Source organism: Qipengyuania intermedia (assembly GCF_019711615.1).
GTDB classification, from domain to species: Bacteria; Pseudomonadota; Alphaproteobacteria; order Sphingomonadales; family Sphingomonadaceae; genus Qipengyuania; species Qipengyuania intermedia.
Genome location: NZ_JAIGNS010000001.1, coordinates 498,684 through 518,981, shown reverse-complemented (window position 1 = coordinate 518,981; position 20,298 = coordinate 498,684). Strand labels below are relative to the sequence as shown.

Annotated in this window: 16 protein-coding genes and 1 tRNA gene; 6 read left to right on the top strand and 11 right to left on the bottom strand. The window is 63.3% G+C overall.

From position 1 onward, the window contains the following. Nucleotides 1-50: 50 nt before the first annotated feature. The 6 genes from K3179_RS02590 to sppA all read right to left on the bottom strand — a co-directional run bounded on the left by K3179_RS02590 (nucleotide 51) and on the right by sppA (nucleotide 9,823). Nucleotides 51-1,853 (bottom strand): magnesium transporter CorA family protein, encoded by a 1,803-nt coding sequence (locus K3179_RS02590; RefSeq protein ID WP_221562333.1) that lies wholly within the window; start codon nucleotides 1,851-1,853, stop codon nucleotides 51-53. Continuing rightward, a complete protein-coding gene (locus K3179_RS02585; RefSeq protein ID WP_221562332.1) occupies nucleotides 1,854-3,545 on the bottom strand; it encodes a TIR domain-containing protein in 1,692 nt (563 codons plus the stop codon). 86 nt (nucleotides 3,546-3,631) lie between these two features. Further along, nucleotides 3,632-6,685: an NAD(P)-binding protein gene (locus K3179_RS02580; protein WP_221562331.1), complete on the bottom strand. Its 3,054-nt coding sequence runs from the start codon at nucleotides 6,683-6,685 to the stop codon at nucleotides 3,632-3,634. Then, nucleotides 6,682-7,647, bottom strand: coding sequence for a carotenoid biosynthesis protein (locus K3179_RS02575; RefSeq protein WP_221562330.1), 966 nt, complete (start codon nucleotides 7,645-7,647; stop codon nucleotides 6,682-6,684). Before K3179_RS02575 ends, K3179_RS02580 begins: the two co-directional genes overlap by 4 nt. Before the next feature lie 137 nt (nucleotides 7,648-7,784). Beyond that, nucleotides 7,785-7,859 (bottom strand) — tRNA-Val (locus K3179_RS02570). An 86-nt stretch (nucleotides 7,860-7,945) separates the two neighbouring features. Beyond that, complete coding sequence (sppA, locus tag K3179_RS02565; RefSeq protein WP_221562329.1) at nucleotides 7,946-9,823, bottom strand: signal peptide peptidase SppA; 1,878 nt, start codon at nucleotides 9,821-9,823, stop codon at nucleotides 7,946-7,948. 111 nt (nucleotides 9,824-9,934) lie between these two features. Between sppA and K3179_RS02560 the strand changes: the two genes are divergently transcribed. Both K3179_RS02560 and K3179_RS02555 read left to right on the top strand, forming a co-directional pair. Further along, nucleotides 9,935-10,960 carry an aspartate carbamoyltransferase catalytic subunit gene (locus K3179_RS02560; protein WP_221562328.1) on the top strand — a complete coding sequence of 342 codons (1,026 nt, stop codon included), beginning with the start codon at nucleotides 9,935-9,937 and terminating at the stop codon, nucleotides 10,958-10,960. Beyond that, nucleotides 10,957-12,189, top strand: a complete 1,233-nt coding sequence (locus K3179_RS02555) for a dihydroorotase (RefSeq protein WP_221562327.1) — start codon at nucleotides 10,957-10,959, stop codon at nucleotides 12,187-12,189. Before K3179_RS02560 ends, K3179_RS02555 begins: the two co-directional genes overlap by 4 nt. Before the next feature lie 64 nt (nucleotides 12,190-12,253). Here K3179_RS02555 and K3179_RS02550 read toward each other — a convergent pair whose 3' ends face one another. From K3179_RS02550 to K3179_RS02540, 3 genes are read right to left on the bottom strand one after another with little or no spacing between them, the layout of a single operon-like run. After that, on the bottom strand, nucleotides 12,254-13,582 hold the full coding sequence (locus tag K3179_RS02550; RefSeq protein ID WP_221562326.1) for an SPOR domain-containing protein: 1,329 nt from the start codon (nucleotides 13,580-13,582) through the stop codon (nucleotides 12,254-12,256). Nucleotides 13,583-13,624: 42 nt separating this feature from the next. Then, entirely contained in the window at nucleotides 13,625-14,155 is a 531-nt protein-coding gene (locus K3179_RS02545; RefSeq protein WP_221562325.1) for a hypothetical protein, read from the bottom strand. Nucleotides 14,156-14,185: 30 nt separating this feature from the next. Further along, on the bottom strand, nucleotides 14,186-14,902 hold the full coding sequence (locus K3179_RS02540) for a ParA family protein (protein ID WP_090478130.1): 717 nt from the start codon (nucleotides 14,900-14,902) through the stop codon (nucleotides 14,186-14,188). 215 nt (nucleotides 14,903-15,117) lie between these two features. On the opposite strand from K3179_RS02540, the gene K3179_RS02535 reads away from it, so the two are divergent. The 4 genes from K3179_RS02535 to bfr all read left to right on the top strand — a co-directional run bounded on the left by K3179_RS02535 (nucleotide 15,118) and on the right by bfr (nucleotide 18,312). After that, a complete protein-coding gene (locus tag K3179_RS02535) occupies nucleotides 15,118-16,107 on the top strand; it encodes an SPOR domain-containing protein (protein ID WP_221562324.1) in 990 nt (329 codons plus the stop codon). 67 nt (nucleotides 16,108-16,174) lie between these two features. Further along, nucleotides 16,175-17,437: a DUF418 domain-containing protein gene (locus K3179_RS02530; RefSeq protein ID WP_247712772.1), complete on the top strand. Its 1,263-nt coding sequence runs from the start codon at nucleotides 16,175-16,177 to the stop codon at nucleotides 17,435-17,437. A 66-nt stretch (nucleotides 17,438-17,503) separates the two neighbouring features. Further along, a complete protein-coding gene (locus K3179_RS02525; protein ID WP_221562323.1) occupies nucleotides 17,504-17,695 on the top strand; it encodes a (2Fe-2S)-binding protein in 192 nt (63 codons plus the stop codon). Between the two features lie 119 nt (nucleotides 17,696-17,814). Beyond that, complete coding sequence (gene bfr / locus K3179_RS02520) at nucleotides 17,815-18,312, top strand: bacterioferritin (RefSeq protein ID WP_221562322.1); 498 nt, start codon at nucleotides 17,815-17,817, stop codon at nucleotides 18,310-18,312. Here bfr and K3179_RS02515 read toward each other — a convergent pair whose 3' ends face one another. Next, nucleotides 18,313-18,804: a DUF2721 domain-containing protein gene (locus K3179_RS02515; RefSeq protein WP_245755768.1), complete on the bottom strand. Its 492-nt coding sequence runs from the start codon at nucleotides 18,802-18,804 to the stop codon at nucleotides 18,313-18,315. After that, on the bottom strand, nucleotides 18,804-20,237 hold the full coding sequence (gene der / locus K3179_RS02510) for a ribosome biogenesis GTPase Der (RefSeq protein ID WP_221562321.1): 1,434 nt from the start codon (nucleotides 20,235-20,237) through the stop codon (nucleotides 18,804-18,806). The genes K3179_RS02515 and der overlap by 1 nt, the downstream gene beginning before the upstream one ends. Between the last annotated feature and the right edge of the window lie 61 nt (nucleotides 20,238-20,298).

Below are 20,298 nucleotides of genomic sequence, written 5' to 3'. Positions count from 1 at the left end.
ATCGAAATGCAGAAACGCCGTCCCGGCAGGGGCGGCGTTTTTCGTTGGGGTCAACCCGGCAGGGTAATGGGCCGCGTCTCGTATTGCTGCTGCCACTGGTGCACATCCGACAGCATGATGTCGCTCAGCCTCCTGATCCGGTCGACGAGTCGCGTGTAGCCAAGATCGTCCCGCTGGAATGATGCTTCGAGCTTGCGCAGGCGTCGGGCGAGGGCGGTCGATCGCTCTGCCGTGGCGGCGAAGTCGCCCTGCATGCGGATGCCGTAAAGAGCCGCCGCAAGGGCCGGGAAAAATGCGGTCGCGAAAGTGGTCACGGCTGCGAGGCTGACGCCGGAAACATACCCCATCTTGTCGGAAAAGATGGGCGTCGAAAGGTAAAGCGCACAGAACAGGATCGTGCCGACGAACAACCAGTCTCCGGCCTGGTGCAGCCTGTGGTTGGTGTGCTCCATCAAATGCGCATTGCCGTCGTGATAGGCGATCTGGTCCCGGATCAGGCGGATCGCCGTTCCCCGGACCCGCGCGAGATAATCGCGGTCCAGCTGTCCCGGCGGCATATCCAGTTCGCGTGCCGTGGCACGGGCATACCAGGTCACCCAGCCCGGATGGGTGGTGCCATCTTCCACATCGCGCAGTTCCAGCCTGCCGAGCGTGGCCGACATCGCGAGCAGTCTCAGACGCTCGGCCAGATGGCGCCTGTCGATCCACATCGAGTGGAAATCCGACCTGCGCGCACTGCGGGTATTGAGGATGATGAGGGAAATGACCAGCAGTTCGGCCGCGATGAGGAATGACTTCGCACCCGGCCAGAACAGGCCGGACAACGCGAGCAGGACCGCCACGGCTGCGAGGGCGAAATTGGTCACGAAACTGCTGCGAAAGCGCAGCGCGAAGTAACTGGCCGCCATGTCCGCTCGCGCAAAACGGTCCGCGACTTCGTCGTTCAGCCTGCGCCCGAGTGCGCCAAGTCCCGCAAAGGGTTCGACCATGGGCATGAAATATGTCCGCGCCTCGGCGACGGTGGGCATTTTGAACCGCGTCTTGGAAAGGCTTTTCGTGCCGCAAGCCAGCAGCAGCAGCGGCCAGGCCATGGTGAACTGCTTGCGCTTGGGGGCAGGTGCGTAAAAGGTTTGCAGGCATTTCGCATCCTCGCCCTCCGGGGGCGCGCACAGTGCCTCGAGCAGTTGGGGAAGGGCTCTGGACAGCTCGACGCGTTCGACACCGTCGATGGACGGGCGGTCGGGGATTTCGTCGTGCAGACCGCTCCACAGCAATTGCGGCGGATGGATCTCGTCCGGCCAGACATGGATGACTGGCATATGGCTCGCCACGGCCTGAGCGACGACTTCCGTCGTCCCGCCGCGCCCACGCGCCGCGTCGCCATCCCATACTGCGATCAGTATATCGGACTGGGCCAGTACCAGGCGACCGACCGCCTCGTAGGCCCCCGGATCGCCGGGCTTGTGATCGATCAGTTCCACCGTGCTTTCCGCGGCCTCGATCAGGGCCTGCGTCTGTGCCCATTCGGAAGGCTCGAAATCGCGCGCGTAGTCTTCCTTGCGGAAGGGGAGGCACGCAGAGAGCGGCAGGCCCTGCGCCAGCGCCGCCTCGGCAGCGACAGTGTCGGCACCTGTCGCCATGGCGGAAACCAGGCGCACTACGGGTGCCTCGTCGGAGAATACTTCGCGATTGCGCTCGTAAATGTCTTCCAGAGCGTTTTTCGCGCGCGCGAAGATGTCCTCGCAGCCATGCCGCACAGCCTCGTTCAGTTCGCGCGGCAACCTTGGCGGTCGGTGACCGGTGATACCGATGCGCAGGGTGAGGCGTGGTTTAAGGTCGAGCCGTTCCGACATTCAGCCTGCTTTCCCTTCCGCATCCCAGTGTTCCTGCGCCCAGCCGCACATCTGGTCGCAATGTTCCAAACGCCCGAACCAGCGTTGCAGTCTGAGCTGGAGGAGGTCGAGCGTCACCTGCGGATCATGTTCGCGCATCTTGGCGAGATTGGCGGCCGCCTGCTCGTGATTGCCCTCGTGCTTGTCGACGAGAAACAGGCCGAGATAGGCCGCTGCGCTGGTGTGGTTCAGCCGCAAGGCGTGGTCGTACTGCCTGCGGGCGTCGCCAAGCTTCCCGTCGCGCAGATGGACGCTACCCTTCCACACATATGTCGCGAATTGCGTGTGTGCGCCCGGGGCCTGGACAATCTCAAGGTTGAATTGCTCAAGCGCTTCTTCCCCGTTGTGAAGCAAGGCGTTAGCGATCCCGGCATTGTAATGCGCAAGGCCGAAGTTGGGGCTCTTTTCGAGAGCGCGCTGTGCATAGATGAGCGCATCTTCGGGCTGGCCGATATAGTTGTACGCCTCGGCGACATGCGCCAGCACCATGGGATTGTCCGGATCGAGCGCGAGGGCGCGGCCGATCTCGGCATTGATTTTCTTTATGGCGTCCGGATCATCCGGCGAGGCGTGCATGTAGATTGTCGCATTGGCATCGGCGAGCATCGCATGGGCGAGGCCATAGGACGGGGCGATTTCGACGGCCTTCTGCGCATCCTGCAAGGCGAGAAGCAGCGTCTCGCCGGTGATCTGCCGGTAATTGGCCACCGCGCGCGTGACCAGTTCCCACGCGGTCAGGTTTTCCGGCTTCTTGAGCGCGCGCTCCATCTCGAGCCGGTTGACCTGCGAATTGAGATGGGCGGCGACTTCGAGAACCAGTTCCTCTTCCAGTTCCGCAAGTTCGTCGAGCGGGCGCTCGAACTTTTGGGTCCAGAGGATCGTGCCCGTTCGCGCGTCCAGCAACTGGGCCGTAACGCGCAGCGATTTCATGCGGCGCCGCACATTGCCCTCGAGGATGTAGCGAACCCCCAGGCTGCGCGCCATCGCCTCGATATCGGCGATCTCGCCGTCGCGGTAACGCGCGACCGCGCTGCTGGAAATGACCCGCAATTCCGCCGCTTGCGACAAGGCGTCGATAACGTCCTCGACCAGCCCGATCGCGAAAACGTCATCATCTTCGAGGCCGGAGCGGTTCTTGAACGGCAGGACCGCCAAGGACGGCAATTCGCCTTCGACGCCTTCCTGTGGCGGGAGCGGGGGAGGGGCGTGCGCCGTCGCCTGCGGCCTGATGGGCTCGCTATCCGCGGGGTCCCTGGACTTTCGCCGTTCGACCACTTCCTTGATATCGGAAATGAGGGCCTGCCAGCGCGGATCGGAGCGGTCTCCACTCCATCCGGTGAGATCGGCGGTTTGCGTCAATTCGAACATGATCGGCCGTTCGCAGGGCGAGATCATGGCAGGCACGAGCGCTCCGTGCCGGTCGCCGATCGTGGCCTCCGATCGGACCCAGCGCGACTGGACCGAAGTCGCCGACCAGAGAACGACCACAGCCGGCGCCTGGCGCAACGCTTTCTCGATCACTTCGTCGTAGGTATCGCCCGACCGCAGGGTTTCATCCCACCAGACCGCGAAGCCTTCGGCCTGCAGGGTCGAGGCGAAAAGGCGGGCGACGTCCTCGTCCGCGCGGCCATAGGATATGAACAGGTCGTGCAATGCTTCCCCCGTTCCACTGCTGCACAATCGCGGCAGCGAGCGTTCTCAATAGGACCGAACTTCCAAATTTGCCATGCCGCGCTGCCTTAGTTCTGCCAGAGGACCTTTCCGGGCATGATCGTCATGTCGTAAGTCAGCCTTACCCCGTGGACTTCCTGCCGCGGATTTATTCCGAAATCCTTGGCCACGGGCGAGCTGTCGAGATGCTCGAGGGTCATGTCGAATTTGGTCAACCTCGGGAAAGCGTCGAAGCGCGTTACCTCGCCCATAGCCTCGGTAATCGCCTGGTAGCATGCCTTGTTGCCGTCATGGACATCGCGGAATTGCTTGAGGAAAAGCTGGGGCACGCGCCGGTGCAGCGCATCGCCCAATAGCTCGAAGTCCAGCTCCAGGCTGTTGTGCCAGCCATCCCCGCTCTTGCCGACATGGTGGTAGAGAGACCCTACCGCATCACCAAAGCCGGAGATGCCGGACAGGGCTGCGCTCTCCTTCTCGCCCTTGTGACCAAGCGTGAGAAGACGATGCCGCGCCTGTTCGGAGGTTTTACCGAAAGACTTAGTGGCGAAGAGATCGACATTCAGGTCCTTCGCCCGATTGCCTTCGTCGTCGGGGAGGGTGATCCAGCCTTTCTGCTTGGCGTAACCGAAAATCTCCCGGCCCGAGGCGATTGCAACAGGATTGTCCAGGACAAGGTATGGCATGACCATGTCGAAATGGGTGGCTACCTCCTTGCCGCCGCGCTCCTCGACGCGAACGGCAGGAATCCAGAAAGTCAGCTCCCGCTCCGGCGACCAGCCCATGTCCGGCTCGTCGACGAAACGGCCTGTGCCGATATCGACGATAGTCATCATCATCTTCGACGTCATCGGGCGCACGCGCACTTCGCCCCCGCTGGGTTCGTCGAACATCCTGCGGCAATAGCCGGCCATCAGCTCGTAATCCGCATCTAGAAGGAATGCCCACATCGTCGTGTCGTCGAGGGTGATCCGGCCCGGGAATGTGGCCATGCCAGGATGCTTTACGAAGGCTCCCCGCGCCGCAGACGGCCTTGCCGCGTACTCCGCCTGTGTCAGCGCCTCGGCATCGACGCCGCGTATGTCGGTCGGGAATTTCGAGATCGCGTGGCTCGCAAGCATGCCGGAAATCGTGCTCGCTTCGAACGAGCCGAGGTTCTGCCCGTTCTGGATCCAGTCGCCCGTGAGATACAGATTCGAATAGGTAGATCCGCTGGCGGTCATGCGGTGGCGCGTCGAATTGCGCACCGTTAGCGTATAGCGCTCGCTCGGATCAATATTGGCGCGCACATAGATGCTGCGGATGGCGCCGCCCTTGGGCGCACCGGGACCGAAGCCGCCTGGCCAGAAGCGCTCGCCCTGCTGCTCCAGGAATTGCTCGGCGAACTGATCGACTCTCCTCTGCTCGCGCACGGGGAAATCGTGATCGGACGAGGGTGGAAGCGTGTCCTTGCAAGGCAGCGGACCGCACATGATCTGCTCGGTGCAAATGCCGGAATCCTTTGGCCATTCCTCGGTGCCGAGCACTTCGGAGATGTCGCACCAGGTGTTCAGATTGACCTTGTCGAACGCGCCGACGAGGGTGGGCAGTGTCCAGCCTAGACCGACCTCGTCCTGGTCCATCCATGTTTGCAGGTTCTGCGTTGCCGTACTGCGAATCGTGTTGTTGAAGCGCGCCCATTCCGGCTTTTGCGCGATCAGGTCGCGGCAGATGATCGGATGGGCAGCCGGGGGGATGGCCAGCACGAGTGCATCGTAATCGTCCCCGGCCGTCAGCGTGAGCGGTGGCAAGGCGTCTTTCCACTCGGTCCAGTGCGATTCGAGATCGGCACCGGACGCGCGCAGCTTGTCCCCGTCCTTGATCTGTTCGAACCGGGGGCGGTCGGGCCACACATATTGCCCGCTTTTGAGCTGGCGCAGCGGGTCGTAGTCGCCGCCAAGCAGTTCGACCTGCCGGCCAAGTTCGACGCTCTCGATCTGCTTTCCGTCGGCGGAAGGGACCAGCCGGTCGACGCGGTGGAAGAATTCGACCTTCACGCCGCGCTGCTTCAGGACTTCGTAGATCGGCTGGACGATCGCATCGCCGGTGGCGCTGTTGAATTTCCAGATGATGGCGCCCTGATAGGTCGCCGTATTCATCAGCGAGACCACCATGGTCCCCGCCTCGACCTCGCCCGGCTTCGTCCAGTCGCCTTGCGGATAGGCGAAGATCAGGTCGTAGAGACTGCGGATGAGCGACGAATCGAGCGTGATCTCGTCGGCACCGTGCGACCTCAGCCAATCGCGATAATCGAGGTGATTGACGCGTTCCAGATTGGCTTCAGGGTCGAACAGCAATCCGTCTCGAAGCGAGCCGATAAGGCTGGACAGACCGAGATCGACGAAGATCCAGAAGTGCCGCAGGTCCGCGTCCTTTTCCAGAAGTGGACGCGCGCGGCGCTGGATCCAGCTGCGCAATCCCGCGGTGGCATCGGCGAGCAAATTGTGGTGATGCGCGCCGTGTTTTGCCGGGTCCTCGACAAGCGTTTGCACCAGTCCCAGCGCATCGCGGATCAGCACGCTCGCGGCCTCGGCGACGAGATGCTCGATGCCGAGGAACAGCCGCGCGATCATGCGGCGCCACCACGGCAGGGACGAGAGGTTTGGATGGTCGGAAAAGGTGATCCCGTGCGTGCCGAGCATCTCGCTCTCGATCCACTCCAGCACCTCGGCAATCCGGCCCCATATGTCGGGCGCCTTCGTGATTCCCGGGGTCCCGGGCATTACGGGCACGCCGAAAGCCCAGGGTTCGTATTCGCCATTGCGGCGGTCCATCAGTGTCAGCGTTGTCTGCTGGGTAAAGGCCTTGTCCCATGTCTCGAAGGGCAGGTTCTGCGCTTCGCCATAGGCTTCCTGCACCATGCGGAAAGCGTTCTGGTAAGCGCCCATGAAGACGTGGAGGCCGTGCTCCTGCACCCTCTCTCCGTGATCGGGATTGCGCCCTGTTGCGCACTTGCCACCGAGCCGCCAGCCCAGCTGGTAGATGGTGATGTCGTACTTCCTGCGTTGTTCGGGAGCGCTGAGGTAGAAGGCGGTGACGATGCCCGAGAGCCCGCCCCCGAGGATGGCGATACGCGTTTTGGTCATGACCTGTCCTCCGCTTTCTCCTGAAGCGTCGCAGCCTCCACCTCACCTTGCTGCGGATAGAGCGGGAGGTCCGTGCGGTTCGCGAAGAGATGGAAAGCCGCGAAAAAGGCCGGAATGCCCATCACAAATGGCGAGATCAGATGAACGTCCTCGATTTCGGGATAGCCGAGCCAGGTGTCGATCAGCGCCATGCCGGCATAGAGGCCGACGGGAATTGCGATCATGAAGCGGGAATTCATGCCGGGTGCCGGGTCGAGCGGGAGGCGCCGCTCCACCAACCGATAGAGGAAAAAGACGGTAAAGCTTGCGAGCAACCAGCCGCGGAAATTCTCCAGCGGCACGCCGAAATGCGGGCCGGGATCGACCCAAACCCAGGCCGGGTGGCCGACTTCCCCGGGCTGAAGCTCCTTGGTCAGGCAGTCGAGGCCATGGTCGGGGCAGGGGTGATAGCTCATCACCGGGTCCATGGTCAGGTCCCATGCGGTCATGACCATAGCGCTGAGCAGGCTCAGCCAGATGATCGGGACGATGGCCGTGCGCCGCGAGACCGGGCCGCCTTCCGCAATCAGGTTGGTAATGATGTAGCTGGGATAGAACATCATGTACCAGGCAAGCGGGATGAGAAGCGGAATGCGGTCGAACAGCTTCCAGCCGAGGATATGGGTGTAGAAATAGGGGCCGAAGATCATTCCCGTACTCTCTCCGACGAATTCGAAGCCGAAGGAGATGAATACCGCCATCAGGAACAGGGTGAGGGCGCGCTTCCACCCGAGCAGCATGAAAGAATGGCCAAGGCAGATCGCGGCGGCGGACGGCACAAGTATGCCCCACGGTATGCGTTCCAGCGACATGTTGAACCCGCCGGTCCGTATCCCGACGTAGAACAGCACGATCGTCAGAAGTGTCAGGATCAACCAAACGGCAGCCGGTATCCGGCCCAGCCCGCTGGTAATCGCCCCCATAGTCTACCCTCCGCACAAGTGGGCGTTACCGCCTCTGTCTCATGCGACCACGGGCGGCATGGTAGGATGACGCTACGGAATTGCAAGCTGCTCGCCGCGGGAGAAGACCGAGGCGGCAGGTTTGCGGGATTGGGAAATGGTGGGCGCGGCAAGGATTGAACTTGCGACCCCACCCGTGTGAAGGGTGTGCTCTACCACTGAGCTACGCGCCCGTCGCAGGCGGTCGCGGCGGTTGCCGGACGCTGGACAGGGACGCGCCTTTACGCAGCGAATCGGGGCATTGCAAGAGTGCCGGGCGCTACCGGGCGAAGAGGGAAAACAGTCCGTCCATGAGGCCGCGGTCCTGCGTTGCCTGTCGCGCGCCACCTTCGGTCGTGGGGCAGGCGAGGCAGTAAGCCTGCGCACCGCGCGTGCCGAGGAGCCTTGCTGCATCGGACATCACGCGGTCCAGCGCCTGCGTTTCCTTGCGGGCGAAAAGGGCGAAGACATCGCGTCCCTGCGCGTCTTCTTCGCCGACCAGCCATTGCCTGAGCAGCGTGTCGGTGGTGCTGGGCGGCGTTCCAAGATACGCCGCATGCCATTCGCCGTCAGCGAGTTCGGCCTGTCCGGCGACCCAGGCGAGCGCTTCTTCCAGTCCGCCATATTCATCGACCAGCTGGAGCTGGCGCGCGGTTCCGCCATCCCAGACGCGGCCCTGACCGACCTCGTTGGCTTGCTCGAGTGTCATGTTCCGGCCCTGCGAGACGCGCGTGAGGAAATCCCGGTAGCCGTCTTCGATCGAGGCCTGGAGGATTCGATCTACCTCGGGGGTGAGGCCGCCGACGATGTCCGGCTGGCCGGACAATGGCCCGGTACGTACCCCGTCGCTGGTCACGCCGATGCTGGCAGCGGTCCTTTCGAAGGTGGGAAGGACGGCGAAAATGCCGATGGAGCCGGTGATCGTCTCCGGCTCTGCGAAGATACGGTCGGCGGGCGTGGAGACCCAGTAGCCGCCGCTCGCCGCGACATTCGCCATCGACACCGCCACGGGAATGCCGCGCGCCTTGTGGCGAAGGATAGCGTCGCGGATCGCTTCGCTTGCGAGAACCGACCCACCGGGCGAATCGACCCGTACGACAAGGCCCGCGAAGTCGCGATCGAGGGCTGCGTCGAGAAGATCGGCGATACGCGTGCCGCCTGCAGTGCCGGGGCCGGCTTCGCCGTCGACGATTTCGCCGGCGATAGTCACGATGCCAATGGGCTTGCCTTCACTCGGCAGCGGATTGTCTTTCAGCCATGCGTCGTATTCGGTCGATGGGAAGGCGTTGGGCAGCTTGCTCCACGTGTCCGTTCCGACAAGCTCGACGACGCGCGCATTGAACGCGTCGCGATTGCCGAGCTTGTCGACCAGTCCCGCATCGAGCGCTGCCTGCGCGAGGTCGCCCCCAGCGGCCTCTACCCATTCGGCGGGCGTTTGCGAGATCAGTTCCAGATCGACGGCCGGGCGCGCTTTCTTTACGTTGGCCTGCCATTCTTCCCACAGCGCCCCGTACAAGGCACGGGCATTTTCCTTTGCAGGTTCGGACATGCTGGTCTGCGTGTATGGCTCGACCGCGCTCTTGTAGGTGCCGACGCGATAAACGCGTGCGTTGACGTCGAGGCGGTCGATCAGACCCTTGTAATAGAGCCTGTGGCCACCGGGACCCGCAACGACAGCACCGCCCAGCGGATTGAGCCAGACCTCGCTCGCATGGGCTGCGAGGAAGACGCCGTCGTCAGCATAGGCGGTGGCATAGGTGAGGACGGGCTTGTCCGCTGCCCTCACGCGGTCCATCGCTTCGCCAATATCCTGGAGGTGGACCTGGCCGGCGCCGAGGAAGCGATCGAGGTCGAGGATGACGGCGTCGATGCGCTCGTCTCCTGCGGCAGCATCCAGCGCGCGTACGATATCGCGGGCCTGGTATTCGCCGACCGGCGCCTGCGACGCCAGCAAGGCCTGCAGCGGATCGATCCGGCTGCGTTCTTCCACCACGACGCCGTCGATCTCAAGCAGCAGCGCGCCTTCGCGCACCTGGGCCGGGCTGGGGCGGGTGGTGAGGATTACGAACAGCATGCCGAAGAACAGCAGCATGAACAGCAGGACAAGGCCGTCCTTCACGCCAACCAGAAGTCGCCAAACCTTGCCCGCAAATCGCATCGTTACTTACCCCGGAATTCTCTTCGGCACCCGATCTAGGGAAGCTTGGCCTCCCTTGCCAGCCGAATGTGCTTGAGGGTGCGATGGCTCTCGACTAAGGGCGTGGCTTTAATGACAGCTTCGCAAACACAGCCCCACGCATCCCGTTATCCGGCGGGAGCGCAGGCCTTTCCGCATCGCGACCTGCTCGGCATCGGCCAGCTGGAGCGCCACGAAATCCTGTTCCTGCTCGACGAGGCGGAACAGTGGGTCGATCTCAACCGCCAGCGGCAAAAGCACAGCGACAGCCTTGCCGGACTGACGATCATCAACGCTTTCTTCGAGAACTCGACCAGGACACTGCTGAGTTTCGAAATCGCCGGGAAGCGGCTGGGCGCGGACGTCGTCAACATGCACGCCGCGCAGTCGAGCGTGAAGAAAGGCGAGACGCTGATCGACACCGCGATCACGCTCAACGCCATGCGCGCCGATGCCATCGTCATCCGGCACGGATCGAGCGGGGCGACGGGCCTTATTGCGGACAAGGTCGATTGCCCGGTTCTCAACGCGGGTGACGGCCAGCACGAACACCCCACGCAGGCCCTGCTGGACGCGCTGGCCCTGCGCCATGCGTTGCGGGAGCGAGGGCAATCCGGCGATGATTTCACTGGCCTGACTATCACCATATGCGGCGATATCCTGCACAGCCGGGTCGCGCGATCGAACCTGCTTTGCCTCCAGGCGCTTGGCGCAACCGTCCGCCTTTGTGCCCCGCCGGCCCTGATGCCGTCGGGCATCGAGGCGATGGGCGCGCAAGTCTTCCACGATTTCGACGCGGCGCTGGACGGGGCAGATGTGGTCATGATGCTGCGTCTCCAGACGGAGCGCATGAGCGGCCAGTTCATTCCTTCCGCGCGGGAATACCATTACCTCTACGGTCTGACCGCGGCCCGGCTCGCCAAGGCGGGCGAGGGCGCGCTGGTCATGCATCCGGGCCCGATGAACCGCGGGGTCGAAATCGACAGCGACGTGGCCGACATGATCGACCGTTCGATCATCACCCGGCAAGTCGAGATGGGCGTGGCGATCCGCATGGCTGCCCTCGATGTGCTGACGCGCCGCACGCGCGGGGTCGCAGGATGGCGAGAAACCGCATGAAGCAGTCGCGACCCCTTACGATTACCGGCGGCAAGCTGGTTGCTCCCGGCGGAATTCTCGGTGGGAACCTGCGCATTGCGGACGGCCGGATCTCGGCATGCGGCGATACGCAGCCGCAGGAAGGCGACGAGATCGTCGATGCGCGTGGCAAACTCGTCTCACCGGGCCTAGTCGACTTGGGCGTATTCGCCGTCGACAAGCCTGCATTCCATTTCGGCGGCATCACGCGGGCGGCGCTGATGCCCGACCAGTCGCCGGCGCTCGATCTGCCGAGCCGCGTGTCCTATATCGCGAAAAGCGGGAAGCCCGATTTGTGGGTGCATCCGCTGGCAGCGGCGACGCGTGGTCTTGAAGGCGGCGAGATCGCCGAAATCGCGCTGATGCGCGAGGCGGGGGCTCTCGGGGTTGCCACCGGTCGCGGCTGGATCGCAGATTCGGGCGTCATGCTGCGCCTGCTGCAATATGCGGCCATGCTCGACATGCCGGTAATCGCCCATGCCGAAGACGCTGCACTGGTCGGCTCGGCAGTGGCGACTGCTGGCGAGTATGCGACGCGGCGCGGCCTTCCAAGTGCACCTGCCGAAGCCGAAGCAATCGCCATCGCGCGCGACCTGGCCCTGGCCGAAATGGCCGGAGCGCGCATTCACTTCAGGCAAGTGACGACACGGGCCGGACTTGAACTGGTGCGTCGGGCGAAGGCGGGCGGCCAGCGGGTCACCGCAGGCATTACCCCAGCACATTTCATGCTGTCCGATCTCGCGACGGTCGATTTCCGCACCTTTGCGCGCCTGTCACCTCCCTTGCGCAGCGAAGACGACCGCCAAACGGTCCGCGAAGCGATTGCGGACGGCACTATCGACGTAGTTTCCAGCGGCCACGATCCTCGTGGTCCGGAAGACAAGCGGCAGCCGTTTGCCGATGCTGAGCCCGGCATGGCAGGGGCGGAAACGCTGCTCGCGATGGCGCTATCGCTCGTGGTCGACGAAGTCGTCGGCATGGCCCGGGTATTCGAGCTCGTGTCGACCAATCCGGCCTCCATCCTCGGTGTCCCGGCCGGAGCGCTGGAGGTCGGCCTGGAAGGGGACGTGGCGCTGGTCGATCCGGACAAGCCCTGGGTCGTCCAGAGCGCGCGCATGGCAGCCACGGCAGGCAATACGCCATTCGACGGCCAGCCCACACAAGGTCGCGTTCTGCGCCTGTGGAAGGGCGGGGTGGAGATCCAGCTTTGACATGAAAGAAACCCCCGCCGGATTGCTCTGGCGGGGGTCAGTTCTTGGCTTATGGCTGTGCGTCTTAGCGCGCTGCGACCCTTATTGCCGCATCGCCCATGTGTCCGGGGAGCGGATTGCTGGAGGCGTAGGCGATACAGCCTCCGCCCTTGCCCTTGACCGTGGAGCACATGCTCTGCGCAGAGGTCTTGGCAAAGCCGGCTGCCGCAACGCGGTAGTAGATCTTGCCGTTTACGCGGGCCTTGGTGATGACCTTCTGCGCGTCGGCGAGTTCGGGATATTTTTGCTGGAACTTGCGCCAGCCGTCCTGTGCGTCGGACATCGAGAAGTACGAGCCGAGCTGGATATTGTAGTCACCCTTGGCCAGCGCGATGCTGGGCGCTGCCTTCGCAGCAGGCTTTGCGGCCGGGCGCGATGCAGGCGACGCCGCCTGGACCTCGGCTTTCGGAGCTGCGGCGAGCGCAACTGGAGTGGGCTGGACCACCTCTTCGGCGACGAATTGCTTGCGCGGAGGGGCCTTGAGACCGGCATCTGCAAGCTGCGCATCTGCGAAATCCTGAGCCTGCGGTGCAGCGTCGACAGCAGGCAGTTCGCCGGCCAAGGCGAAGCTGGGTGCGGTGTCTTCGACCACGACTTCTTCTTCGACCGTTTCGGCGGCCAGCATCGGAACGCTGGGATTGTTCGAAAGGGCGAGCATTGCAGGCTGACCGGAGTCGGCAGCGAAATCGACACCCATCAGGTGAGCGACGCGAAGGCGGGTCATCCGCGGATCGGCGAGGGCGCCCCATTCGGCCATGCGCTCGCCGACTTCATTGGCAGGCACATCTTCCATCGCCATCAGGCGGGCTTCGCGCCACTGGCCCGAAAGGGCGTAGGCATAGGCCAGGTTCTGGCGGGTCTTGGTGGTGTTCTGGCCTCCGCGAATGGCGTTGCTCAGCACATGGACGCCGCGTTCGGGCTGGCCGGCAAGTGCGATTGCGAGGCCGAAGTCGGCCGCGTCGAGCGAGGTTTCCCAACGCTCGAGGGTTTCGATCGCACCGAGCTGGTCGCCGGCACCGATCTGCGCGAGGGCGAGGCTTACGACGGTGCGCGGGCCGGTATCGCCAAGGGCGACGGCATCGGAGAAAGTCTGTGCAGCCGATTGGAACCGACCTGCTTCAAGATAGGCGTTGGCCAGCAGCGTGCGGCTATGCGCATCGCGCGGCGAGGCCAGCACGGCAGCTTCTGCGTGCTTGACCGCTTTGTCGGCCTTGCCCTTCTGCAGCGCGACTTCGGCCTTGGCAGCCGAGTGCGAAGCGGTGGACGCGACCTTGCCGGTGCAGCCGGCGAGGCCCGTGGTTGCCAGGGCCGTGGTGACGGCCAGACGGACGAAGAGTTGGTTCTTGGTCTGCATTAGTGCTTACCCCCTAAAGGCGATCCCACGTCCTTGGTTTGCTTACTTGCCGTCATGCTGCACCTGGGCAGCAAGTGCGGCGATTTCCGGCATTTCGGCCAAGAGGCCGTCGAGTGCGTCCGTCACCAGTTGCTGTGCGCTGGACCCGCGGACGGTGCAGGCGAGGCGCAGCATGAGGTGGCGTTTCTGGTCGAGGCGCAGCGTGAAGGCTGCGCGCTTGCCCTGGCGCAGCGCGGACTTGCGCTGGACGGGCTGTTTTTCTTCCGGCTTCTTCTCGAGCTGCGATGCAATGCGATCGAGCGAAGCGCGTACCTGGTTGGGCTCGCCACTTTCGTTGGCGGCCTTCGGTGCGATCGAAACCACGTCGGCAGGCATTTTTACCAGCCCTGCCTCGGGTGCGGCGCTTTGCGCTTCGTCACCCATGTCGTTCCAGCCCAGGTCTTCCAGGTTTGCTGCTGCAGCAGCGCCGTCGACCGGGCCGATGGCCGTCGACTGCGGGCGCATGGCGGGCTTGGCGCCGCCCTTGCGTGCGAGCAGGGTGGAAGAGAGCGATGCGAAATTGGCGTCAGACATCCGGCTAGCCCCGCCTTTCCTTGTTTGCTCTTACTGGGCGACCCGACGGCCGAAGCCACCGGCGGGACGATAGACACCGGGCTGTGCCGCCTGAGTATTGGGCGCGGCAAAGACGGTGCGGCGGAAATTCTTTTCGAGGCGATCCGCAATGTATTTCCACAAGGCGGTGACCTCTGCAGCCGAACGGCTTTCGGGATCGACTTCCATCACGGTGCGGCCATCGATCATCGAAGCAGCGAAATCCGTGCGGTGGTGGAGCGTGATCGGAGCAACGGTGCCATGCTGCGAGAGCGCAACTGCGGCTTCCGAAGTGATCTTGGCTTTCGGCGTCGCCGCGTTGACCACGAAGATCAGCGGCTTGCCGGCGCGTTCGCAAAGATCGACCGTGGCGCCAACGGCGCGCAGGTCGTGCGGGCTGGGACGGGTCGGAACGACGATAAGTTCGGCCACCGAAATCACCGACTGGATAGCCATGGTGATCGCCGGCGGCGTATCGAGAACCGCAAGCTTGAAACCCTGCTGGCGGAGAACCGCCAGGTCGTTGGCGAGCCGTGCGACGGTGGTCTGGGCGAAAGCGGGAAGTTCCGCTTCACGCTCGTTCCACCAGTCGGCAAGCGAGCCTTGCGGGTCGATGTCGATCAGGACGACCGGGCCTGCGCCCGCTCGCTGCGCCTGAACGGCCAAATGTCCGGAGAGCGTGGTCTTGCCCGATCCGCCCTTCTGCGATGCCAATGCCAATACACGCAAGGCTGGTCCCCCTGATTGCGCTTCTAACCAGTCGAGCCACAAGGTTGTGACCCTCTCGATCGAAGGAAATCGCAGACTACCCCTAATTTAGGGTTAATTTCGCAGCACATTCATTTGCGAGGGGCGGGCCGGGCGCGGATTGGACTTTGTTAAGTTTGGCTTTCGTATAGGATCGCGCAAACCGGGATATGCAGCGGACAGGTCGAGGGGCAGCCATGAGATTACGGGAACGCACAGCGGCAGTCGCCCTGCTTTGCACGATCATCGCCGTTCCGGCGCAGGCCGATGTGAAGGCCGGTGTCGATGCATGGACCGCGGGTAATTTCGCCGCTGCGGTTCAAGAATGGACCGGACCTGCCGCGCAGGGCGATCCGGACGCACAGTTCAATCTCGCGCAGGCCTACCGCCTGGGCAGGGGCGTGGAAGCCGATCTCGGTCGTGCGGAGGCCTTGTACGCTCAAGCGGCGGCAAGCGGTCATGTCCGCGCTGCCGACCAATACGGACTCCTGCTGTTCCAGACCGGTCAGCGGGAAAAAGCCATGCCCTACATAGAAGCGGCGGCGGGGCGGGGTGAGCCACGCGCGCAGTATCTGCTCGGCATCGCGCATTTCAATGGCGACCTTGCCGCAAAGGACTGGCCGCGAGCCTACGCCTTGCTGACGCTGGCGAATGTTGCAGGCATGCCGCAGGCTGCGGGCGCAATGGCCCAGATGGACGAACACATTCCGCTCGAGCAGCGCCAGCAGGCCCAGCCGCTTGCCGCATCGCTCAAGGCAGAGGCCGACGCCACCCGTGTACGTGAGCTGGCCGCGGTCGATCTCGCTCTCGGGACGCCTGCGCCGGTCGCCGCGCAGCCATCCGCCGGGAAGCCGAATCCGGTAATGGTCGCGAAAGCGGAAACGCCTGCTGCTCCCGTACCTGTTGTCCGAACCTCGCCGCCGCCGCGAGCCGCGCCGTCCAAGGTCGAGACCGCGACAAATGGCCCGTGGAAGGTCCAGCTTGGCGCGTTCGGCGTGCCGGGCAATTCCGACCGCCTGTGGTCGAGGATTTCTTCGCGCGGAGAAATCGCCGGGCGCGAACGGATCGAGCGCAAGGCCGGCAATCTCACGATTCTCCTCGCCGGTGGCTATGCCAGCCAGAGGGAGGCCTCGGCTGCCTGTGCGTCCCTGAAGCGGTCGGGACAGGAATGCCTCGTCACCCGCTAGGCGGGACCAATCGATCGAAGGGCTTCCAGACCGCGCCTTTCGCCCTATGAGGGGGCGAGGGGGAATCATGGACCAAGACATCGCCACGCCCGACCGGCCGCAGCCGGTAGCCGTTTCAGGCGGCCGCATAACCAGTCTCGACTTTATACGCGGCATTGCCGTGATGGGCATCCTCGCGGCGAATATCTTCGCCATGGGGCAGCCGTTCACGGCCTATATGTACCCCACAGCCTTCACCGTGCCGCATTCGGCGGCAGAAGACTGGATGTGGGTAGCGCAGTTCGTGCTTGTCGACGGAAAGATGCGCGGTCTTTTCAGCCTGCTATTCGGGGCGGGGCTTTACCTGTTTATGGAAAAGACCTGGGCGAAGGGCGGGACCGTATGGCTCCAGATCAAGCGCCTTCTGTGGCTTGGCCTGTTCGGTGCGATCCACTTCTTCTTCATCTGGCGTGGGGACATCCTGTTCCTTTACGCACTTTGCGGCCTCATCGCCGTCGCCATCTTCATCGGGATGAGCGTGCGTAAGCAGCTCGCCTTCGGTATCCTCGCCTATATAGTCGGGACACTCCTCTATGGCAGTCTCATCGCAATGCAGTTCGTCGCAGATGCCGAGGTGGACAGCGCGGTCTACGGGCAGATGCAGGAAGAGCTTCAACAAAGCGCCGAAGAGGACTTGCAGGACGGCAGGCTGGAAACGGAAATCCGGCAAGACGGCACCTACGGCGATTATGTGACGCATAACATCTCGGCCCATTCCGGGGACCTTGCCTTCGTGATGTTCTTCGCATTCGAAACGCTGCCATCGATGCTCTTCGGGATGGTGCTCTATCGCAAGGGCCTGTTCGACGGGCGGTGGAGGCCGCGATCGCTCGGCGCATGGGCATGGGGAGGCCTTCTGGTCGGTGGGGCCCTGACGCTGTGGATCGCGTTCGCGACCAAGGCAGGCGGCATTACCTATTACGGCTCGCTCGCGGCCTTTGTCGGGTGGACGCATATCCCGCGCCTCTTCATGGTGCTCGGCCTCGTGATCTTGCTGGCCATCCACGCGCCAGCAGCGGGCGGGTGGCTTTCCGACCGGATCACCGCCGCAGGGCGGGCCGCATTCACGAATTACCTCGGCACCTCGATCGTGATGCTGTTGGTGTTCGGAAATTGGGGCCTCGACCTTTTCGGCCGCTTCGGCAGGACGGAGCTTTACCTGGTGGTGCTGGCCAGCTGGGTCGTGATGCTGCTGTGGTCGAAACCGTGGCTCGATCGATTCCGCTTCGGTCCATTTGAATGGGCCTGGCGCTGCCTTACTTATGGCAAGGTGTTTCCGATCCGGCGTTGAGGACTTGATATTGCGAGTAAGTCGCAATATATCTGCTTTTGCGAATCAATCGCAAGGAGTCGCGCAGTGTATACCTGCATTTGCAATGCCATCAGGGAAACGGACCTCCGCGCCACCGCGCGCCGCGTGTCCGGTGACGCCGAAGCTTGCTATGCAGCTCTGGGCAAGCGGCCCAATTGCGGTGCCTGCCTCGACGAGGCCGATGCCATCATCTTCGAAGAACGCGAGATGTCGTTCGAGCCGGCCGGGCGTTCCTGATCGCTACTGAAAATCGCTTGCAACTGTAGGTTTTCTGCGGTTTTTTGCACTCGACGGACTTGCCGCCTGACTGCTCCTCGCGCATAATCCTCTCACTTAACTAAACGAGGACCAGTGCCATGAAGGGCGATGCGAAGACGATCGAATTTCTCAACAAGGCGCTGACCAACGAGTTGACGGCGATCAACCAGTACTGGCTGCACTACCGCGTGCTTGCGGACTGGGGCGTGTCCAAGCTGGCCGAATACGAGCGGCACGAATCTATCGACGAGATGAAGCATGCGGACATTCTCGCCGAGCGGATCCTGTTCCTGAACGGGCTTCCGAACTTCCAGGCTATCCACAAACTGAAAGTCGGCGAAACCGTCGAGGAAATCCTCAAGGCCGACCTCGCCATGGAAAACGAAGCCATTCCGCTCCTGCGCGATGCGATCGAGCATTGCGAAGGCGTCCGTGATTTCGTCAGCCGCGAGATCTTCGCCCGCATCCTCGAAAGCGAGGAAGAGCACGTCGATTTCCTCGAGACCCAATTCGACATGATCGAACGCATGGGCCTGCAGAATTATGTCCAGCTCAACTCCGAGCCTGCCGGAGACGCGCAGGTAAACGCCGGCTGATCAGCCGCGCCGTTTACGCTGCATCATCCGTTCGTGATTGCGCCGCGCGGCAGTGCGGGTCTCGAGCAGAAAGGACGCAAGGCCGGCCATCAGCAGCGCCATCGTGACCAGCCATGATACGGCCACCAGCGTACCCAGGGGCGTGCGCACGAAAGCGCTGATAAACAGTAGCATGATGACGACGCTGATCGTGAATGCCGAGGCAGTGCTCAGCATCACGGCGCGCTGGGCGTAGACACGCCTTTGTTCGAGCGCGGGCAATTCCTCCACAAGGTCGCCTGCAGTATCGTTCTCGTCCGCGGCAAGGATACGCTCGATCTTGTTCGCCACCCAGATCAGGCGATTGGTCATCACATTCATGACCGCACCGATACCTGCAAGTAGGAAGGCGGGGGCCAGGCTCAACTGCACCACGTTCTGCACGCGAAGGCTCGAACTCGTTCGTTCGATCAGGTCGATACCCGGCAGGCTGACCAAGAGGTCGATCAGCATCAGCGCCCTCCGCTGTAATTGCCGCCGCCGCCTTTGTTGGCGTTGTAAGGATTCTTCGGGCTCTTGAGGACCACGCGCACCGGCACGGCGTCGAAGCCCAGTTTCGCGCGAATGCCATTGACGAGGTAGCGCTCGTAGCTCTTGGGCAGATCGTCGAGGCGCGTGCCGAATACCACGAAACGCGGCGGGCGGGTGCTCGCCTGCGTGATGTAGCGCAGCTTGATCCGGCGGCCACCGGGGGCGGGCGGCGGATTGGCTTCCAGCGCGTCGTCGAACCATCGGTTGAGTGCGGCCGTCGGAACGCGGCGGCTCCATGCTTCGCGAATCTCGAATGCTGCGGACAGCATTGTATCCAATCCTTTGCCGGTCTTGGCCGACACGGCGAACAGCGGCACACCGCGGACCTGCGAAAGACCTTCGTTCAGCGCCTCGCGAATGCCATTGAAAAGCGAGCTGGCGTTCTCGGCGATGTCCCACTTGTTGATCGCGACCATCAGCGCGCGGCCTTCTTCCAGCGCCTGGCTGGCGATCTTGAGATCCTGGTGTTCGAGCCCCTGCGTCGCATCGAGCAGCAGCACCACGACCTCGGCGAAGTCGATGGCGCGCTTGGCATCGGCCACGGACATTTTCTCGATCTTGTCCGTAACGCGTGCGCGCTTGCGCATGCCGGCGGTATCGATGAGCCTGATCTCGCGGGTCTCGTTCGCCTTGGGGTCGAACCATTCCCAATCGACCGCGATCGAATCGCGGGTGATGCCGGCTTCGGGACCCGTCAGCAGCCGATCTTCGCCGAGCAGCCTGTTGATGAGTGTGGATTTACCTGCATTCGGCCTCCCGACGATGGCGAGCTTGAGAGGGCCGGCAGGCGCGTCTTCATCGTCGCCTTCGAAAGACGCAGCTTCTTCCGCCGCCTCGGCCTCTTCCGACTTGGCGCCGATCAACGGCCACAGACCACCGAAGAGGTCGGCAATGCCTTCGCCATGCTCAGCCGAGACGCCCAGCGGCTCGCCGAGCCCGAGCGAATAGCTTTCGAATATGCCTGCTTCGGCCGCCTTGCCTTCCGCCTTGTTGGCCACCAGCACAACCGGCACCTCTTGTTCGCGGAGCCAGCGGGCGATTTCCTCGTCGAGCGGAGTTATCCCGGCGCGCGCGTCGATGACGAACAGCGCCGCGTCCGCGCCTTCGAGGCTGACTTCGGTCTGCTTGCGCATCCGGCCGGGGAGCGTGGCGTCGTCCTCGTCTTCCCAACCGGCGGTATCGACGACCGTGAACTGCAGGCCGGCAATTTCGGCGTCGCCCATCCGTCGATCGCGTGTCACGCCAGGCTGGTCGTCGACCAGCGCGAGTTTCTTGCCGATCAGCCGGTTGAACAGCGTCGACTTGCCGACATTGGGACGGCCGATGATGATTACGGTGGGTTTGGTGGCGTTCATTCTGCGCGGCAAGTGGCGTTTCATAGCCAGAATGGCAAGGAAAAGGCGCTTAGTAAGGTAT

What these genes read in the sequence shown, in the direction of transcription:
- bfr (WP_221562322.1), top strand. Translation starts at nt 17,815, where the DNA reads ATGAAGGGCGATGCGAAGACGATCGAATTTCTCAACAAGGCGCTGACC.
- K3179_RS02560 (WP_221562328.1), top strand. Translation starts at nt 9,935, where the DNA reads ATGACAGCTTCGCAAACACAGCCCCACGCATCCCGTTATCCGGCGGGA.
- K3179_RS02530 (WP_247712772.1), top strand. Translation starts at nt 16,175, where the DNA reads ATGGACCAAGACATCGCCACGCCCGACCGGCCGCAGCCGGTAGCCGTT.
- der (WP_221562321.1), bottom strand. Translation starts at nt 20,237, where the DNA reads ATGAACGCCACCAAACCCACCGTAATCATCATCGGCCGTCCCAATGTC.
- K3179_RS02535 (WP_221562324.1), top strand. Translation starts at nt 15,118, where the DNA reads ATGAGATTACGGGAACGCACAGCGGCAGTCGCCCTGCTTTGCACGATC.
- K3179_RS02590 (WP_221562333.1), bottom strand. Translation starts at nt 1,853, where the DNA reads ATGTCGGAACGGCTCGACCTTAAACCACGCCTCACCCTGCGCATCGGT.
- K3179_RS02580 (WP_221562331.1), bottom strand. Translation starts at nt 6,685, where the DNA reads ATGACCAAAACGCGTATCGCCATCCTCGGGGGCGGGCTCTCGGGCATC.
- K3179_RS02575 (WP_221562330.1), bottom strand. Translation starts at nt 7,647, where the DNA reads ATGGGGGCGATTACCAGCGGGCTGGGCCGGATACCGGCTGCCGTTTGG.
- K3179_RS02555 (WP_221562327.1), top strand. Translation starts at nt 10,957, where the DNA reads ATGAAGCAGTCGCGACCCCTTACGATTACCGGCGGCAAGCTGGTTGCT.
- K3179_RS02550 (WP_221562326.1), bottom strand. Translation starts at nt 13,582, where the DNA reads ATGCAGACCAAGAACCAACTCTTCGTCCGTCTGGCCGTCACCACGGCC.
- K3179_RS02545 (WP_221562325.1), bottom strand. Translation starts at nt 14,155, where the DNA reads ATGTCTGACGCCAATTTCGCATCGCTCTCTTCCACCCTGCTCGCACGC.
- K3179_RS02515 (WP_245755768.1), bottom strand. Translation starts at nt 18,804, where the DNA reads ATGCTGATCGACCTCTTGGTCAGCCTGCCGGGTATCGACCTGATCGAA.
- sppA (WP_221562329.1), bottom strand. Translation starts at nt 9,823, where the DNA reads ATGCGATTTGCGGGCAAGGTTTGGCGACTTCTGGTTGGCGTGAAGGAC.